The organism is Butyrivibrio sp. VCB2006 (genome assembly GCF_000420945.1).
Lineage (GTDB): Bacteria > Bacillota > Clostridia > Lachnospirales > Lachnospiraceae > Butyrivibrio.
In genome coordinates, this window is the sequence record NZ_ATVX01000001.1 from 71,224 (window position 1) to 88,001 (window position 16,778).

Annotated in this window: 13 protein-coding genes; all 13 read left to right on the plus strand. The window is 41.9% G+C overall.

The window, feature by feature from the left end; genetic code table 11:
• The first annotated feature begins 6 nt into the window (after nucleotides 1-6).
• The 13 genes from hisS to rsmB all read left to right on the plus strand — a co-directional run bounded on the left by hisS (nucleotide 7) and on the right by rsmB (nucleotide 16,738).
• Nucleotides 7-1,275, plus strand: coding sequence for a histidine--tRNA ligase (hisS, locus tag G613_RS0100310; RefSeq protein ID WP_029230740.1), 1,269 nt, complete (start codon nucleotides 7-9; stop codon nucleotides 1,273-1,275).
• Between the two features lie 86 nt (nucleotides 1,276-1,361).
• On the plus strand, nucleotides 1,362-1,676 hold the full coding sequence (gene rhaM / locus G613_RS0100315) for an L-rhamnose mutarotase (protein ID WP_026489596.1): 315 nt from the start codon (nucleotides 1,362-1,364) through the stop codon (nucleotides 1,674-1,676).
• A gap of 8 nt (nucleotides 1,677-1,684) precedes the next feature.
• Nucleotides 1,685-2,350, plus strand: coding sequence for an HAD family hydrolase (locus G613_RS0100320; RefSeq protein ID WP_029230741.1), 666 nt, complete (start codon nucleotides 1,685-1,687; stop codon nucleotides 2,348-2,350).
• Complete coding sequence (locus G613_RS0100325) at nucleotides 2,347-3,633, plus strand: HlyC/CorC family transporter (RefSeq protein ID WP_029230742.1); 1,287 nt, start codon at nucleotides 2,347-2,349, stop codon at nucleotides 3,631-3,633. Before G613_RS0100320 ends, G613_RS0100325 begins: the two co-directional genes overlap by 4 nt.
• Before the next feature lie 92 nt (nucleotides 3,634-3,725).
• A complete protein-coding gene (scfA, locus tag G613_RS17745) occupies nucleotides 3,726-3,872 on the plus strand; it encodes a six-cysteine ranthipeptide SCIFF (RefSeq protein WP_013281386.1) in 147 nt (48 codons plus the stop codon).
• Between the two features lie 157 nt (nucleotides 3,873-4,029).
• Complete coding sequence (gene scfB, locus G613_RS0100335) at nucleotides 4,030-5,469, plus strand: thioether cross-link-forming SCIFF peptide maturase (RefSeq protein ID WP_029230743.1); 1,440 nt, start codon at nucleotides 4,030-4,032, stop codon at nucleotides 5,467-5,469.
• A 16-nt stretch (nucleotides 5,470-5,485) separates the two neighbouring features.
• The gene (locus tag G613_RS0100340; RefSeq protein ID WP_029230744.1) at nucleotides 5,486-7,750 is read left to right on the plus strand and encodes a protein translocase subunit SecDF; all 2,265 of its coding nucleotides are present in this window, start codon (nucleotides 5,486-5,488) and stop codon (nucleotides 7,748-7,750) included.
• 168 nt (nucleotides 7,751-7,918) lie between these two features.
• Nucleotides 7,919-9,736 (plus strand): single-stranded-DNA-specific exonuclease RecJ, encoded by a 1,818-nt coding sequence (recJ, locus tag G613_RS0100345; RefSeq protein ID WP_029230745.1) that lies wholly within the window; start codon nucleotides 7,919-7,921, stop codon nucleotides 9,734-9,736.
• Between the two features lie 247 nt (nucleotides 9,737-9,983).
• Entirely contained in the window at nucleotides 9,984-11,474 is a 1,491-nt protein-coding gene (locus tag G613_RS0100350) for a UDP-N-acetylmuramoyl-L-alanyl-D-glutamate--2,6-diaminopimelate ligase (RefSeq protein ID WP_029230746.1), read from the plus strand.
• A 22-nt stretch (nucleotides 11,475-11,496) separates the two neighbouring features.
• Nucleotides 11,497-13,755 carry a replication restart helicase PriA gene (gene priA, locus G613_RS0100355; RefSeq protein WP_029230747.1) on the plus strand — a complete coding sequence of 753 codons (2,259 nt, stop codon included), beginning with the start codon at nucleotides 11,497-11,499 and terminating at the stop codon, nucleotides 13,753-13,755.
• Nucleotides 13,756-13,836: 81 nt separating this feature from the next.
• Nucleotides 13,837-14,331, plus strand: coding sequence for a peptide deformylase (def, locus tag G613_RS0100360; RefSeq protein WP_029230748.1), 495 nt, complete (start codon nucleotides 13,837-13,839; stop codon nucleotides 14,329-14,331).
• A 1-nt stretch (nucleotide 14,332) separates the two neighbouring features.
• Entirely contained in the window at nucleotides 14,333-15,340 is a 1,008-nt protein-coding gene (gene fmt, locus G613_RS0100365; RefSeq protein ID WP_029230749.1) for a methionyl-tRNA formyltransferase, read from the plus strand.
• Between the two features lie 45 nt (nucleotides 15,341-15,385).
• Entirely contained in the window at nucleotides 15,386-16,738 is a 1,353-nt protein-coding gene (gene rsmB, locus G613_RS0100370; RefSeq protein WP_029230750.1) for a 16S rRNA (cytosine(967)-C(5))-methyltransferase RsmB, read from the plus strand.
• Nucleotides 16,739-16,778: the final 40 nt, after the last annotated feature.

A 16,778-nucleotide genomic window follows, 5' to 3' on the forward strand; every position in this document is an offset into this window, starting at 1 on the left:
TATTATATGGCTTTAATTAAGAAACCTGTTACTGGTATGAAGGATATTTTGCCCTCAGAAATGCAGCTGAGGGATTATTGCATTGGCATTATCAAGAAGACCTATGCAGAATTTGGATTTACATCAATCGAAACACCTGCTGTCGAGTCTCTTGCTAATCTTAACAGCAAGCAGGGCGGCGAGAATGAGAAGCTTATCTTCAAAGTAATGAAGAGAGGAGAGAAGCTTAACCTTGAGACAGCCAAGGAAGAGAACGACCTTACAGATTCAGGACTTCGTTATGACCTGACTGTTCCCCTTGTTCGTTTCTATGCTAATCACGCTAATGAGCTTCCTGCTCCATTCAAGGCGCTTCAGATGGGCAATGTATGGAGAGCTGACAAGCCTCAGAAGGGAAGATATCGCCAGTTCATGCAGTGCGACATAGATATTTTGGGCGAGGCTTCAAATCTTGCTGAGATTGAGCTTATTCTGGCTACAACTACAACTCTTGGAAGACTTGGCTTCAAGGATTTCAAGATCCGTATCAACGACAGAAGAATGCTTAAGGCAATGGCTGCATACAGTGGATTCCCTGAGGAAGAATACGATAACGTATTTATTACTCTTGATAAGATGGATAAGATTGGTATCGATGGCGTGGCAGAGACACTTGTTAAGCAGGGCTATGATCAGGCAAGCGTTGATAAGTACCTGGATCTTTTCAAGGCAGCAGAAGGTAAGCAGAATCTTGAGGGTATCAAGGTTATTGCTGATAAGATTGGAGGTTTCCTTGACGCTGACACAAGAGACAACCTCAATGAGATCATCAGCAGTGTAGATGCTACCAAGACAGCTCAGTTTGAGATGGAATTTGATCCTACACTTGTAAGAGGAATGAGCTATTATACAGGAACTATCTTCGAGGTTGCTATGCCTCAGTACGGCGGAAGCTGCGGCGGTGGCGGACGTTATGATAAGATGGTTGGTAAGTTCCTTGGCCAGGATACTCCGGCTTGCGGATTCTCAATTGGTTTTGAGCGTATCATCATGATCATGATGGATGAAGGCTTCAAGATTCCGGGAGAGAGCGATAAGATTGCTTTCCTTATTGAGAAAGGCATCAAGGGAGAGAGACTTGCTGAGATTATTTCTGAGGCACAGAAAGAGAGAGCAGCAGGTAAGAACGTTCTCACAGTTCGCATGGCTAAGAACAAGAAGTTCCAGAAACAGCAGCTTACTGAGCAGGGCTATGAGGATATCAGAGACTTCTATGAGAAACCTTTAGATGCATGAAACTGAGAAGGTTTCAGAGAAATTTGCGTTGATGGGGAAATTCCGGTGTGACACAATGAAGAAAAACCGGATTGGGGGATCATAAGATGATTAGAAAAGGCTTTAAAATGAAGTTATATCCAGGAATGGAGAAGGAGTACGAAAAGAGACACAACGAGTTGTGGCCTGAAATGCAGCAGATGATCCATGAGCATGGCGGACACAACTACAGTATTTATCTTGATCCTGAGACTCTTGTTCTCTATGGATATATAGAAATTGAAGATGAGGAGCTTTGGGCAAAGAGTGCAGATACTGCTATAAACCGTAAATGGTGGGATTTTATGGCAGATATCATGGAGACTAATCCTGATAACAGCCCTGTAGCTGTAGATTTACACCCTGTGTTCCATTTAGATTAAAGTTGGATATGAAATGCAATACTGTTATTTTTGATTTGGACGGCACTCTTCTTAACACCTTGGAAGATCTGATGGACAGTGTTAATTACGCTCTGGGGCGTTACAATATGCCCCTGAGATCACTTGATGAAATCAGGCACTTTGTCGGAAACGGTGTTGAGAGACTTATGGAGCTTGCTGTTCCTGAGGGCAAAAAGAATCCTCTTTTTGCAGACGCGTTTGCTTGTTTCAAGGAATATTATCTGATTCACTGTAACGATAAGACAGGTCCTTATCCACATATTATGGAGCTCTTGGAAGCGCTTCATGATAAGGGCTTTAACTTGGCTATAGTTTCCAATAAATATATGAATGCTGTAAAAGAGCTTAACGAACTCTATTTTAGCAAGTTTATATCAGTAGCCATCGGAGAGTCTGCCGGAATACGCAAGAAACCTGCACCGGATACAGTGGAAGCAGCCATAAAGGAACTTGGTGTAAACAAGGAAAACTGTGTATATGTAGGTGATTCTGAAGTTGACCATATGACAGCGCTTAACAGCGGACTTAGATGTATATCCTGTCTGTGGGGCTTTAGAACCAAGGATGAACTTTTGGCAGCCGGCGCTGCTAATAATATTTTTGTTACTGACCCCATGCAAATACTTGACGTTTTACAGGAGGAAGAACTTTGAACGTTCACTTAGTCAGGCTGATAGTACTTATTGTGCTGGTGCTTCTCTCAGCTTTTTTCTCCTCTGCAGAGACTGCGTTTATGACTGTAAACAGAGTCAAGATGAAGGCTATTGCAGATGAAGGCAACAAAAGAGCTGCTTCTGTTATCAGAATATGTGAAGACACACAGAAAATGCTATCAGCGATCCTAATAGGAAATAATATTGTAAACCTTAGTGCATCTGCGCTGATGACTGTCTTTGTCACAGATCTTTGGGGAAGCTTTGCGGTAGGTATTGGTACAGGAGTACTCACTCTTGTTGTACTTATAGTAGGTGAGATACTTCCCAAGACTATAGCAACGGCATATTCCGAGAATATGTCCCTTTGGTATGCCAATGTTATTCTTTTCATCATGGCTATAACAAAGCCCCTTAGCGTGGTAGTCAATGCTGTGGCATCAGTTATTCTGAAACTCCTCAGAGTAGATGTTCAGAACAGAGTGGCTATGACTGAAAATGAGCTCAAGACTTATGTTGATGTCAGCCACGAGGATGGTGTAATTGAGACCGGAGAAAAAGAGATCATTTACAATGTATTTGACTTCTCTGACGCAGTGGCCAAGGATATTATGATTCCAAGGATAGACATGTCCTGTGTAAGCTCTGATGATGACTATAATGAAGTCATGAAGGTGTTCAAGGAAGAAATGTACACCAGAATCCCTGTTTATGAGGGAAATGAGCAGGATAATATCATTGGACTTATAAACGTCAAGGATCTTATCCTTATAGAAGATAAAGACAATTTCAAGATAAAGGATTACATAAGAAAAGCTTATTATACTTATGAATTCAAGAAGACAGCAGATCTTTTGATGGAGATGAGAGAAAAATCCCAAAACGTAGCTTTTGTTCTCTCAGAATATGGGACTACGGTGGGAATGATCACTTTGGAAGATCTTCTTGAGGAAATCGTTGGTGAGATCAGAGACGAGTATGATTCTGATGAGGCCCAGTTTATCAAGAATCTTGGAGATAACAAGTATCTTGTTGAGGGTAATATGAAACTGGATGATATCAATGATGCTCTTGGCACCGATTTGGATTCTGAGGATTACGATTCTATCGGTGGTCTTATGATCGAGAACCTTGACAGACTTCCGGGATATGGAGAAACAGTTACTCTTGACAACGGAATAACTCTTACTGCAAGAGCAATCAAACGTAACCGAATTACCAAGGTGCTGATGCATGTAGAGCCGCTCAAGGAGCAAGAAACTGAAGATGATAATAAAGAATAAAAGCTCTTTATAAATTTATGAAAATATGTTATAGTGAGTTGATGAAAAACTCGAAATATGGTTATTACCACATTTTCTAGTAGGAGGCAATTATGAAACACGTTAAATCATTAGTTACAAGAAACCTTAAGGAATCAATGAAGAAGGGCGGATGCGGCGAGTGCCAGACATCATGCCAGTCTGCTTGCAAGACTTCCTGCACAGTAGGAAATCAGAGCTGCGAACAGCTTAGCAAGTAATTTACCGGTTCAGATATTCCGGGAAGCACATAACTAATCCCGGAAACATGATTTAGTCATGTCGGGCAGCGGCTTTGCCGCTGCTCACTTTTTGTGGTTATTCAAAGGAGGCATTTCCGAGCCTGACTTTGTAATTAGTTATTAGTTAGGAGTATTTATGATTCACGCGTATAAGAACAACGGCTACAACATCGTTTTAGATGTTAACAGTGGTTCAGTGCATGTTGTAGATGACGTTGTTTTCGACCTTGTAGAGGTCGTAGAGAAAAGACTGCAGGACAAATACGGTACTGCAGCAGCTGCCGAGGATAACACTGGTGTAGACGAGGCAGATGTTAAGTGGCTCTTTGATGATGTTACAAGTACTACTGATATTAAGGACAAATACTCAGAGGAAGACATCAGAGAAGCTATAGAAGAGCTTTTAGAGCTCAGAGCAGGTGAAGTCCTCTATGTAGATGATGTATATGAGAACTACGTAGAAGATTTCCAGAACAGAGATACAGTAATCAAGGCTCTTTGCCTTAACATAGCACATGACTGTAATCTCAGATGTAAGTATTGTTTCGCTGACGAGGGGGAGTATCACGGCAGAAGAGCTCTCATGAGTGAAGAAGTTGGTAAGGCGGCTCTTGATTTCCTTATCAAGAATTCCGGCAACAGAAGAAACCTTGAGGTTGATTTCTTTGGCGGCGAGCCACTTATGAACTGGGAAGTTGTCAAGAAAATCGTTGAATACGGCAGATCTATTGAAAAAGAGCACAACAAGAATTTCAGATTTACTATTACAACAAACGGTACCCTTTTAAATGATGAGATACTTGAGTATGTCAACAAGGAAATGGGTAATATAGTTCTTTCTATCGACGGACGTAAAGAGGTTAACGACTTTATGCGTCCAAGGAAGGGCGGACAGGGCTGCTACGAGGATATAGTTCCTAAGTTCCAGAAGGTGGCAGAATCCCGTCATCAGCTCAGATACTTTGTAAGAGGTACCTTTACTCATAACAATCTTGATTTCTCAGAGGATGTTAAGCATCTTGCAGATCTTGGTTTCAAGCAGATTTCAGTAGAGCCTGTTGTAGCTAAGCCTGAGGACTGGTACGCGCTCAAGGATGAAGATATTCCTAAGCTTTGCGAGGAATACGACAAGCTTGCCAAGTTCTATATTGAGAGACACAAAGAGGGAAGAGGCTTTAATTTCTTCCACTTTAACATTGATCTTGAAGGCGGCCCTTGTGTAGCAAAGAGACTTTCAGGATGTGGTTCAGGATGCGAGTACCTTGGTGTTACTCCTTGGGGAGACCTTTACCCTTGCCATCAGTTCGTTGGTAATGAAGACTTCATTATGGGTAATGTATATGATGGAATAACAAGAAATGACATTCGCGAGATGTTCAAGAAGAGTAATGTTTATTCCAGACCTGAATGCGAGAAGTGTTTCGCAAGATATTATTGCAGCGGCGGTTGCGCTGCCAACGCCTATAATTTCAATGGCGATATTAACACAACATATAAGCACGGATGTGAGCTTCAGAGAAAGCGCATAGAATGTGCCATTATGATAAAAGCGGCTTTAGCCGAAGAAGAAGGTTAATGGGAGGATTTTTAGTATGAAACGCTTAAAATCAGTGATCGGGCTGATCCTTATGCTGGCTCTCCTTGGGGGACTTGGATATTCAGCAGTAGTAGGACTTGGCTCAGACAAGTCAGGATCATTATCCAGTATTCCACTTGGACTTGATCTTGCGGGTGGTGTCAGCATCACTTATGAAGTAGTTGGGGATGAGAATCCTGACAAAGAGGATATGTCTGATACAATATACAAGCTTCAGCAGCGTGTAGATCAGTACAGCACAGAGTCACTTGTTTATCAGGAAGGTTCCAACAGAATTAACATCGAAATTCCAGGTGTATCAGATGCCAATGCTATATTGGAAGAACTTGGTCAGCCTGGTAACTTGTACTTTATTGCCCAGACAGATTCAGAGGGAAATGCAAACTACGAGTACAAGCTTGATTCAACATATGGTCTTTTCTATACATATGAACTGAACAAGACAATCGAGGAACTTGAGGCAGATGGTTCAATCGTTCTTTCAGGTTCAGATGTTGAGACAGCTCAGGCTGGATATCAGCAGGATTCATATGGCGGAAATGAGCCAATCGTATCTCTTGAGTTTACAGAGGATGGTACAACAGCATTTGCAGAGGCTACGACAAAGGCATATGCAAATGGCGAGAGCATTGGTATCTACTATGACGGACAGTTCATCAGTGTTCCTACAGTTCAGGCTGCTATTACAGATGGCAAGGCTGTTATCACAGGAATGTCTGATTATGAGAACGCAGCAAATCTTGCATCTATGATCAGAATCGGTGGACTTAAGCTTCAGCTTAACGAGCTCCGTTCTAACGTAGTTGGTGCTCAGCTTGGTTCTGACGCTATCAGAACATCACTTTATGCTGCAGCAGTTGGTTTTGCTCTTATTGCTGTATTCATGATCGTATTCTTCAGAATACTTGGTCTTTCAGCAACACTTGCACTTGCATTCTATTCATCACTTATGGTGTTCATGCTCTCAGCATTTGAGCAGACACTTACACTTCCTGGTATTGCAGGTATCATCCTTTCAATCGGTATGGCGGTTGATGCTAACGTTCTTGTATTCTCCAGAATCAAGGAAGAAATCGCCGGCGGTAAGGATGTTAATGAGGCAAGAAAGGCTGGTTATAACAAAGCTCTTTCATCAATCATCGACGGTAATGTAACAACATTCATCGTAGCATTCTGGCTCTATATTCTTGGAACAGGATCAATCAAGGGATTTGCTATAACACTTATGTTTGGTATTGTCCTTTCAATGTTCACAGCTCTTGTAATTACAAGAACTATTACATCACTGTTCTATGGAATCGGGCTTCAGAACCCTGTTCTTTACGGTAAGGCTAAGGCACCCGTTAAATTTGATTTTGTTGGTAAGAGAAAAATCTTCTACAGTGTTTCATGTGCAATCATCATTGCAGGATTCATCGCAATGGGCGTAAATGCCGGACAGGGCAAGGGGGCATTCAACTACAGCCTTGACTTTGTAGGTGGTACATCTACAACTGTTACATTCGAGGAAGCTAAGGAACTTGCTGATCTTGAGAAGACAGTTGCTGAGGATATCAAGAAGGCAGCCGGAATCAACCAGATTCAGATTCAGACAGTATCCGGAACAACACAGGTTATCTTCAAGACACCTACACTTAATGTTCAGCAGAGAGAAGCTGTTGAAGATGTACTTACAAATAATTACGGTGTATCAGCTGATAACATTGCCGCTGAGACAATCAGTTCAGTTATCAGTAGCGAGATGAGAGCAGACGCTATTGTAGCTCTTCTTGTATCTCTTGTATGTATGCTTATTTACATTTGGATCAGATTCAAGGACATCAAGTTTGGTGCAGCTGCTATCATAGCTCTTGCACATGATGCACTTATCGTAATTGTGTCTTATGCATTTACAAGATATGCAGTTGGTAACACATTCATTGCTGTTGTACTTACAATCATCGGTTACTCTATCAACGATACAATCGTTACTTTCGACCGTATCAGAGAAAACCTTGCTAATGCTACAAGCAAGAAGGAGTATGCTGATCTTGTTAATGGCAGTGTTGCTCAGACAGTTACACGAAGCCTTTTCACATCAGCTACAACATTCTTTACAGTAGCTGCACTTTATGCATTTGGTGTTGCTGACATCAAGGCATTTGCACTTCCACTTATGGTTGGTGTAATCTGCGGTACATATTCATCAATCTTTGTTGCATCACCAATGTGGTACGACCTTAAGACTAAGTTCAAGACACTGTTTTCAAAGGCAGCTTAATTAAGTGAACTGATCAGAATATGATATTTGAGAACCGATTCCTCAAGTTGGGGAATCGGTTCTTTTTTACACGTTTTTATACGAGTATCGGGGCGGATGGTGTATAATTGGAGCAGCAGTTTTCGCCTTGAAAAACGCAATTTTTTTTATATTGAAATGGGGATATTTATGGCAAAATGGATGGTAGCTAATAAGAAAGCTGATTTTGACAGACTGGCCAAGGAATTTGGTATCAGGAACATTACAGCAAGACTTATAGCTAATAGACTTATAAATAGCAGAGAAACTGAAGACATCGATTGCTCTGATGAGGCGGTTAGAAGATATCTGGATGGTGGTCTTGAGATGCTTCATGATCCGCACAAAATGGCGGATATGGATAAAGGCGCCAAGGTCATGCATGAGAGGATTACAGCCGGGGCCAAGATTAGAGTTATTGGAGATTATGATGTTGATGGCATTTGTTCCTCTTATATTCTGGCTCATGGCCTGGGACTTCTTGGGGCAGATGTAGATTACGTTCTGCCTGACAGGGTTAAGGACGGATACGGCCTTAGCATTAAGCTTGTGGATGAAGCTCTTGAAACGGGTATAGATACAATTATTACCTGCGACAATGGGATTGCAGCCAGTGAGCAGATAGCTCATGCCAAGGATAAGGGCATGACTGTTGTAGTTACAGATCATCATGAAGTTCCTTTTGAAATGGGAGAGGGTGATGATAAGAAAGAGATCCTCCCTCCTGCTGATGCAGTGATTGATCCAAAGAGACGTGAGGGAGATTATCCCTTTAAGGAAATCTGCGGAGCGGTAGTTGCTTATAAGTTTATGCAGGTTCTTTCCGAGCTTTTTGAGGATAGTAGAGAAAAACTTGGAGATTACTTCACTGAGATGCTGATTTATGCAGGGCTGGCTACAGTCTGCGACGTAATGGAACTCAAGGACGAGAACAGAGTTATTGTAAAAGAATCACTCAAGCTCATTGGAGGAACAACTAATCCGGGACTGAAGGCTCTTATTCATCAGAACAGCCTTGACGAGAACAATATTTCCTGCTATCACTACGGTTTTGTTCTTGGACCATGCCTTAATGCTACGGGAAGACTTGATCTTGCGGAGCGTGCACTTACTCTTTTCTTTGAAGAGGATGAGGGAAAAGCTGCCATGATTGCTGCCATTCTCAAGCAGCTCAATGATAATCGCAAGGATATGACCAAGCTTGGCGTAGACAGTGCCATAGAAATAGTAGAGGAGCAGAGAGCCAGAGAAGGAGAATGCCCTAAAGTATTGGTGCTGTATCTTCCTGATGTTCACGAGTCTATTGCGGGCATTATCGCAGGCAAGGTAAAAGAAAAGTATTACAGGCCGACTATTGTTTTGACAAGAGCGGCAGACGGCGGAGTTAAGGGATCCGGAAGATCTATTGAGAAGTACGACATGTATGAAGAGCTTTCAGTCTGTAAGGATCTCTTTACCAAATTTGGCGGACACAAGATGGCTGCCGGATTATCTCTTCCGGAAGAAAATGTTGAGCCTCTTCGCAAGAGGCTAAATGACAATTGTAATCTGGTGGAAGGTGATTTTGAGCCTACACTTCATATAGATATGGTTATGCCTCTCAAGTATGCAGATATGGATCTTGTCAGGGAGTTTAAGCGCCTTGAGCCATTTGGAAATGGCAATACCAAGCCATTATTTGCACAAAGAGATGTGGTGCTTTTATCCGGACGCATTCTTGGCAAAAACAGGAACTGCGGCAAATACAGGGTCACAGATGAAAGCGGACTTATGTATGATATGATGTATTTTGGTGATATGGATAGATGGCATGAATATCTGTCTGAGAAATATGGACAGGCAGCCATTGATGATCTTTATAGTGGAAATACAGATGGAACCATGAAGGTAAATGTGGCGTATTATCCTGATATCAACAGCTATCAGGGGCGCGAGAGTTTGCAGTATGTCATGAGCGATTTCCTGTAATGGGAAATCCTCATGAAAAAAGAACCCCATAAACCACAAAAACACACGCGTCGGCGTGTGTCTGCGGTTTCTTATGAGGGGGAGATAGTGAGTAAGTTGTTACTCACTTCTTGATTATTATATTAACAAAAAAATGTGAATAAATTGTGAAAAAAATCTAAAAATTAGAATTAATCAAAATTAGTTAATTATTAAGTTAAATTAATTACTTTTTAAGCAAAATAGTAGGTTAAACGGAGGTGGAAAAATGAAACTTTCCAAATTGTTAGAGGAGATTACCTGCAAGGTAACAGTAGGCAATTCAGCGGAGATCGTTGATACTGACAGCATTGAAATTAAGAATGTTGTTAATGATAACAGACAGATTTCAGAAGGATCTCTTTTCATATGCATTAAGGGAGCAAATTTCGATGGACACTCCTGCGCTATGGAAGCCGCTCAGAAAAAGGCAGCTGCTATTGTAGTTGAACAGAATGTAGAGCTTCCAGAAGATAGTAAGATTGCTGTTATCAGAGTTGAGAATACCAGATATGCGATGGCATTTATTTCTGCAGCGTATTTTGATCATCCTGCCAGAAAACTTAAGACCATTGGTATAACAGGAACCAAGGGTAAGACAACAACTACATATCTTATCAGAAATATGCTTGAAAATGCCGGACACAAAGTTGGTCTTATCGGGACAATTGAGGTTATTATCGGAGACGAGCATATTCACGCAGAGAATACAACTCCTGAGTCCTTTACTCTTCAGCAGTATATGGCCAAGATGGTTGAGGCAGGATGCGACAGCGTAGTTATGGAAGTATCTTCCCAGGGACTTATGCTTCACAGAACTCAGGGATTTATCTTTGATATCGGTATCTTCACAAATATTGAGCCGGATCATATCGGACCTAATGAGCACAAGGATTTCGAGGATTACATGCACTGCAAGGGACTTTTGTTCAAACAGTGTAAGATAGGTATCTGTAACGGCGATGATATTCATACAGATGATATTCTTGAAGGACATACTTGCAAGGCATATACCTATGGATTTAGTGAGGAACTTGATCTTCGCGCTATAAATCTTGCTTATATTCGTAAACCAGGCGAACTCGGTGTGTTCTTTGACACTGAGGGACTTATTAACATGCATGCTGAGATCAGAACTCCCGGTAAGTTCAGTGTATACAATGCACTTTGCGCCATTGCTGTAGCTTCCGAGCTTGGATGCACACCTGAGGAGATTGCACCGGCCCTTAAAGAGGCTAAGGTTAAGGGCAGAATTGAGATGGTCAAGGTTTCTGATGAATTCACACTTATGATTGACTATGCTCACAATGCAATGGCACTTAAGAGCCTTCTTACAACACTTAGAGATTATCATCCAAACCGTCTTATCAGTGTATTCGGCTGCGGCGGTAACAGAAGTAAGCTCCGTAGATTTGAGATGGGTGAAGTCAGTGGAAAATATTCAGACTTTACTATTATTACTTCTGATAACCCAAGATTTGAAGAACCTGAAGATATCATGAATGATATTGAGACAGGTATGAAGAAAACTGATGGCAAGTATATCAAGATTACAGATAGAAAAGAGGCCATCAAATACGCTATCGAACATGGCGAGCAGGGTGATATTATTGTTCTTGCAGGTAAGGGCCATGAAGACTATCAGGAAATCAAGGGTGTAAAATATCCTATGGATGAGCGCGTTATCATTCAGGAAATCCTTGATGAGCGCAATAATTAAATTCACTTAATGGGGATTTATAATGACTTCATGTGAATACGCTAATATCATAATTGACATTTCACACGAAAAAGTTGATAGGCTGTTCCAATACAGGATTCCTGACAGATTGAAGGAGAAGATCGATGTCGGGAGTCCTGTTGAAGTGCCCTTTGGCAGGGGAAATACTCTTAGAAAAGGGTATGTTATGGAGCTTACTGATGAGGCAAATTGGGAGCCTTCCAAGATAAAAGAAATATTGAATATCCCTGCTGACAGTGAGAGCGCAGAGGAAATATCCATTAAGCTGGCTGCATGGATGAAGAAATATTATGGCTCCACCATGATAGCAGCTCTTAAAACTGTTCTTCCCGTTACCAAGAAACAAAATAAGCAGGTGCATAAGTTTGTTTCTCTTCGAATGAACCTTAGAGAGGCTACGGAATACTACCACGAGTGCGTCAGCAAGAAACAAAAGGCCAGGGAACGAATTATGGCTGAACTTCTGGCTACACCTGATGAGAGAATTCCCTACGAACTTATTACCGGTAAGCTTCATGTTACGGCGGCTACGCTTAAGAGCCTTAGTGACAAAGGCATAATTCGAATTGATGAGGAAGAGTATTTTAGGAAACCTGTAGCTGGAGATTCTTCAAGATATGGCACCAAGGAGCTTAGTCCCGAACAGAAGGAAATTGTTGACAGCTTTGTTTCGGACTATGATACCGGTAAAAGAGATACGTATCTAATTCACGGTATTACCGGAAGCGGTAAAACTGAGGTCTATATAGCACTTATCGATGAGATTATAAAAAGAGGCAGACAGGCCATTGTTCTCATTCCGGAAATTGCCCTTACATATCAGACACTGATGCGATTCTACAGGCATTTTGGAGACAGGGTTTCAGTTATGAACTCATCTCTTTCTCCGGGAGAAAAGTATGATCAGATGGAGAGAGCAAGGACCGGTGATATAGACATTATCATTGGCCCCAGGTCAGCTCTTTTTACACCATTTCCAAACACAGGAATAATAATAATTGACGAGGAGCATGAATCCACCTATAAGAGTGAATCCATGCCTAAATTTCATGCAAGGGAAACAGCTATAGAGCTGGCAAAACTGGTTCCTGGAGGCGCCAGTGTGGTACTTGGTTCTGCAACGCCTTCTCTTGAATCCTATTATAGGGCCGAAAAAGGACAGTACCATCTCTTTGAGCTTAAAAGAAGACTCACAGGCGGTACACTTCCACAGGTAGAGATTGCTGACCTTAGAGAAGAACTTCGTAGTGGTAACAGATCAATCTTTTCCAGAAGACTGCAGGAGCTTATGGAGGACAGACTCTCTAAAGGCGAGCAGGCAATGCTCTTTATAAATAGAAGAGGTCTGGCAGGATTTGTGTCCTGCAGGTCCTGTGGATATGTGTTTAAATGCCCTCACTGCGATGTCTCTTTATCGGAGCACAGAGGCGGAAGACTTGTGTGCCACTACTGCGGTTATGAACAGCCCCTTACAAAGATATGTCCTAAGTGCGGCTCCAAATATGTGTCCTCTTTCAGAGCGGGAACTCAGCAGATAGAAGATGAGGTTAAAAAGTTCTGGCCTGGCGCCCGGACTCTTCGAATGGATGCCGATACTACCAGGACTAAGGGCAGCTATGATAAGATACTGTCTGCTTTTGCAGCTAAAGAGGCGGACGTTCTTGTAGGGACGCAGATGATAGTTAAGGGCCATGATTTTCCGGATGTTACTTTGGTTGGAATTCTTGCTGCAGATATGTCGTTGTATGCCAGCGATTACAGAGCAAGTGAACGGACCTTCCAGCTTCTGACACAGGCTGCGGGAAGAGCAGGTAGAGGAGAGAAGCCGGGGAATGTGGTAATTCAGACCTATGAGCCTGAGCATTACAGCATTCAGACTGCCAAGAATCAGGACTACGAAGCCTTTTATGAAGAAGAAATTGCTTATAGAGATCTTCTTCGCTATCCGCCAATATCCCACATGATGTCGGTTCAGATAATGAGCTATGATGAAGAGCTTGGTATGCAGTTTGCAAACCGTCTTCGCGCCATCATGGAACAAAACAAAAAAGACGGAGCTATCTTTATAGGCCCGGCTTCCGCAGCTATCGGCAAGATCAACGATGTTTACCGCATGGCTGTGTATGTTAAAATGGATGATTATCAGGGACTTATAGAATATAAGGATATGCTTGAAAAATATATCCGAGGGCTGGAGGATGAAGGAAAACTTAAGAAAATCTCAGTCCAGTTTGATTTTGATCCGGTAAACGGATTCTAACATGCGATAATTTTGCGTTTCTTTATATGAAACTACAACATATGGTATACTTGTTTAAGAATAATTAATGAGGAGAAAAACATGGCAATAAGAACTATCAGAGAATACGGTGATGACGTACTTGCCAAGAACTGCAAGGAAGTTAAGGAAATTACCCCTAGAATAAAAGAGCTTGTGGAAGACATGTTTGAAACCATGTATGAAGCAAACGGCGTTGGCCTTGCTGCACCACAGGTTGGAATACTTAAGAGAATATTTGTAATTGACTGCACAGGAGAGGATCCACTTGTATTTATCAATCCTGAGATCCTTGAGACTAGCGGTGAGCAGACAGGCTACGAGGGATGTCTTTCTATTCCCGGAAAGTCTGGCGTAGTTACAAGACCTAATTATGTTAAGGCTAAGGCTACTGACCTTGATGGCAATGAATTTGTGATCGAGGGAGAGGAGCTTCTTGCAAGAGCTATTCTTCATGAGAATGATCACCTTAACGGACATATGTATGTCGAGAAGGTTGAAGGCGAACTTGTAGATAACGAAGAGCTTATGGCTGATCAGGAAGAGGTCGACGAATAATATGAAGATAATCTTTATGGGAACTCCTGACTTTGCCAGGGCAGCTCTTGAGAAGATAATTGAAGCCGGACATGAGATTCAGCTTGTTGTTACTCAGCCGGACAAACCAAAGGGCAGAAGCGGAGAACTGCAGATTTCAGACGTTAAGGCCTGCGCCCTTGAACATAATATACCTGTTTTTCAGCCGGTCAGGATCAAGCTTCCTGAAAATGTGGCTGAACTTAAAAAATACGATGCTGACATCTATGTAGTAGCGGCTTTTGGACAGATCCTTTCACAGGAAATCCTGGATATTCCAAGACTTGGATGCGTGAACATTCATGCTTCACTGCTTCCTGAGTACAGAGGAGCTGCTCCTATTCAGCAGGCTATTTTAGATGGCAAAAAAGAGACCGGTGTTACAATCATGCAGATGGCTGCAGGAATGGACACAGGAGATATTCTTACACAGAGAACTATCCCTATTGCTGATGATGAGACAGGCGGAGAACTTTTTGATAAGCTTTCCGTACTTGGAGGCGAACTTATTGTAGAGACTCTTCCTAGGCTTGAGAGAGGAGAGATTACACCTGTTCCTCAGGATGAAGAAAAGGCTACAAAATGTGGCAAACTCAGCAAGGATATGGGAAGAATAGATTTTAATGAGTCTTCCGAAACCATCAGAAATCTTGTCAGAGGTCTTAATCCATGGCCAAGCGCATATACTACACTTGGTAAAAAGACCTTTAAAATCTGGAAAGCTAAATCTCTTATGGAGCTTGAGTTCAGACAGATTGCCAAGGAACTTAATGATGGCGCCGACGAACTTAGACAGGAAGCTGTAAACGATAAAAAGGCCGGCACTATTGTAGGAGTACTAAAGGATTCCTTTATTGTTCTTACGGGAGACGGATACCTGCAGATATTTGAGGTACAGCTTGAAGGCAAAAAGAGAATGGCTGTTAAAGACTTTTTGCTTGGATATAAGCTTGAAGTTGGAACCAGGCTGGGGCCTGAAACAATACAATAAATATGAAATATTAAATTCAATTTCTTTGGGGGAAGAGTTGTTTTTATGGTTAATGTAAGAGAAATAATACTTAATATACTTGTAGAATACGATAGGGATGGCAATAGAAAGCCATCCCTTTTAAAGGACACTTTGGAAAAATATGACTATCTTGAGACAAGGGATAAGTCTTTTATTAAAAGAGTTACAGAAGGATGTCTTGAGAGAAATATCCAGATAGACTATATCATTGACTCTTTTGCTAAGACTCCGGTGGCTCAGATGCAGCCCTTTATCAGAAGCCTTATGAGAATGAGTGCCTATCAGATCATGTTCATGGACTCAGTCCCTGACAGTGCTGCCTGCAATGAGGCTGTTAAGCTTGCTGCTAAACACAAATTCTCAGGTCTTAAGGGCTTTGTTAACGGAGTACTTCGCAACATATCCCGTAACAAAGATCAAATCAAGTATCCTGACAAAAATGAAAATGGTGGAATAGAGTATTTATCAGTGATGTATTCCATGCCCAAGTGGCTGTGTGAAATGTGGGTCTCCGAGTATGGATTTGATAAAACCGAAGGAATGCTCAGTTTCTTTTTGAATCCCAGACCAACTACCATAAGGGTTACTAAGGGACTTCCACAGAGCATAGACGTCCAGGAACTCAAGAAAAATCTCACAGATGAAGGCGTGAGTGTTTCTGAAAACTCACTACTTCCATATGCGCTTGAACTGGAAAAGACAGACAATATCAGATATCTTCCGGGATTCAAAGAGGGACGATTTGCAGTACAGGATGTGAGTTCCATGTTGGTGGTGGAGGTTGCCGATCCGCAGAACAAGCAGGTTGTTGTGGATGTATGTGCAGCTCCCGGTGGAAAGAGCATGCATGCTGCAGAGAGAGTTTATCCGGACGGCAAAGTGTATTCCAGAGACTTATCTGACAGAAAGTGTCAGCTTATTCAGGAAAATGCGGAAAGGCTTGGCCTATCCAATATCAATATCAAGGTTAACGATGCCAAGATTCATGATGAGGAACTTAAGGGACAGGCAGATGTACTTCTTTTGGACCTTCCATGTTCCGGACTTGGTATTTTGGGACGCAAAAACGATATTAAACACAACGTAAAGCCTAAGGGACTTGAGGAACTCACAAGACTTCAGTGGGAAATCATTAAGTCCTGCTGGGATTATGTGAAGGTGGGCGGAACCCTGGTTTATTCTACCTGTACTGTTAACAAAGCTGAGAATGATGAAATGGTAAAAAGAATCTGCAACGAGCTTCCTTTTAAGCTTGAGGACTTTAGCGATAAGCTTCCGGATGAACTTAAAAAGAGTGCATCCAAAGGCTATATCCAGCTGATCCCCGGTGAACATGGAACAGATGGATTCTTTATTGCGAAGCTTAAGAGGGTGTGATAGTATATAGACCCTGTGCGTTTGTTATAAAGGTTGTTTT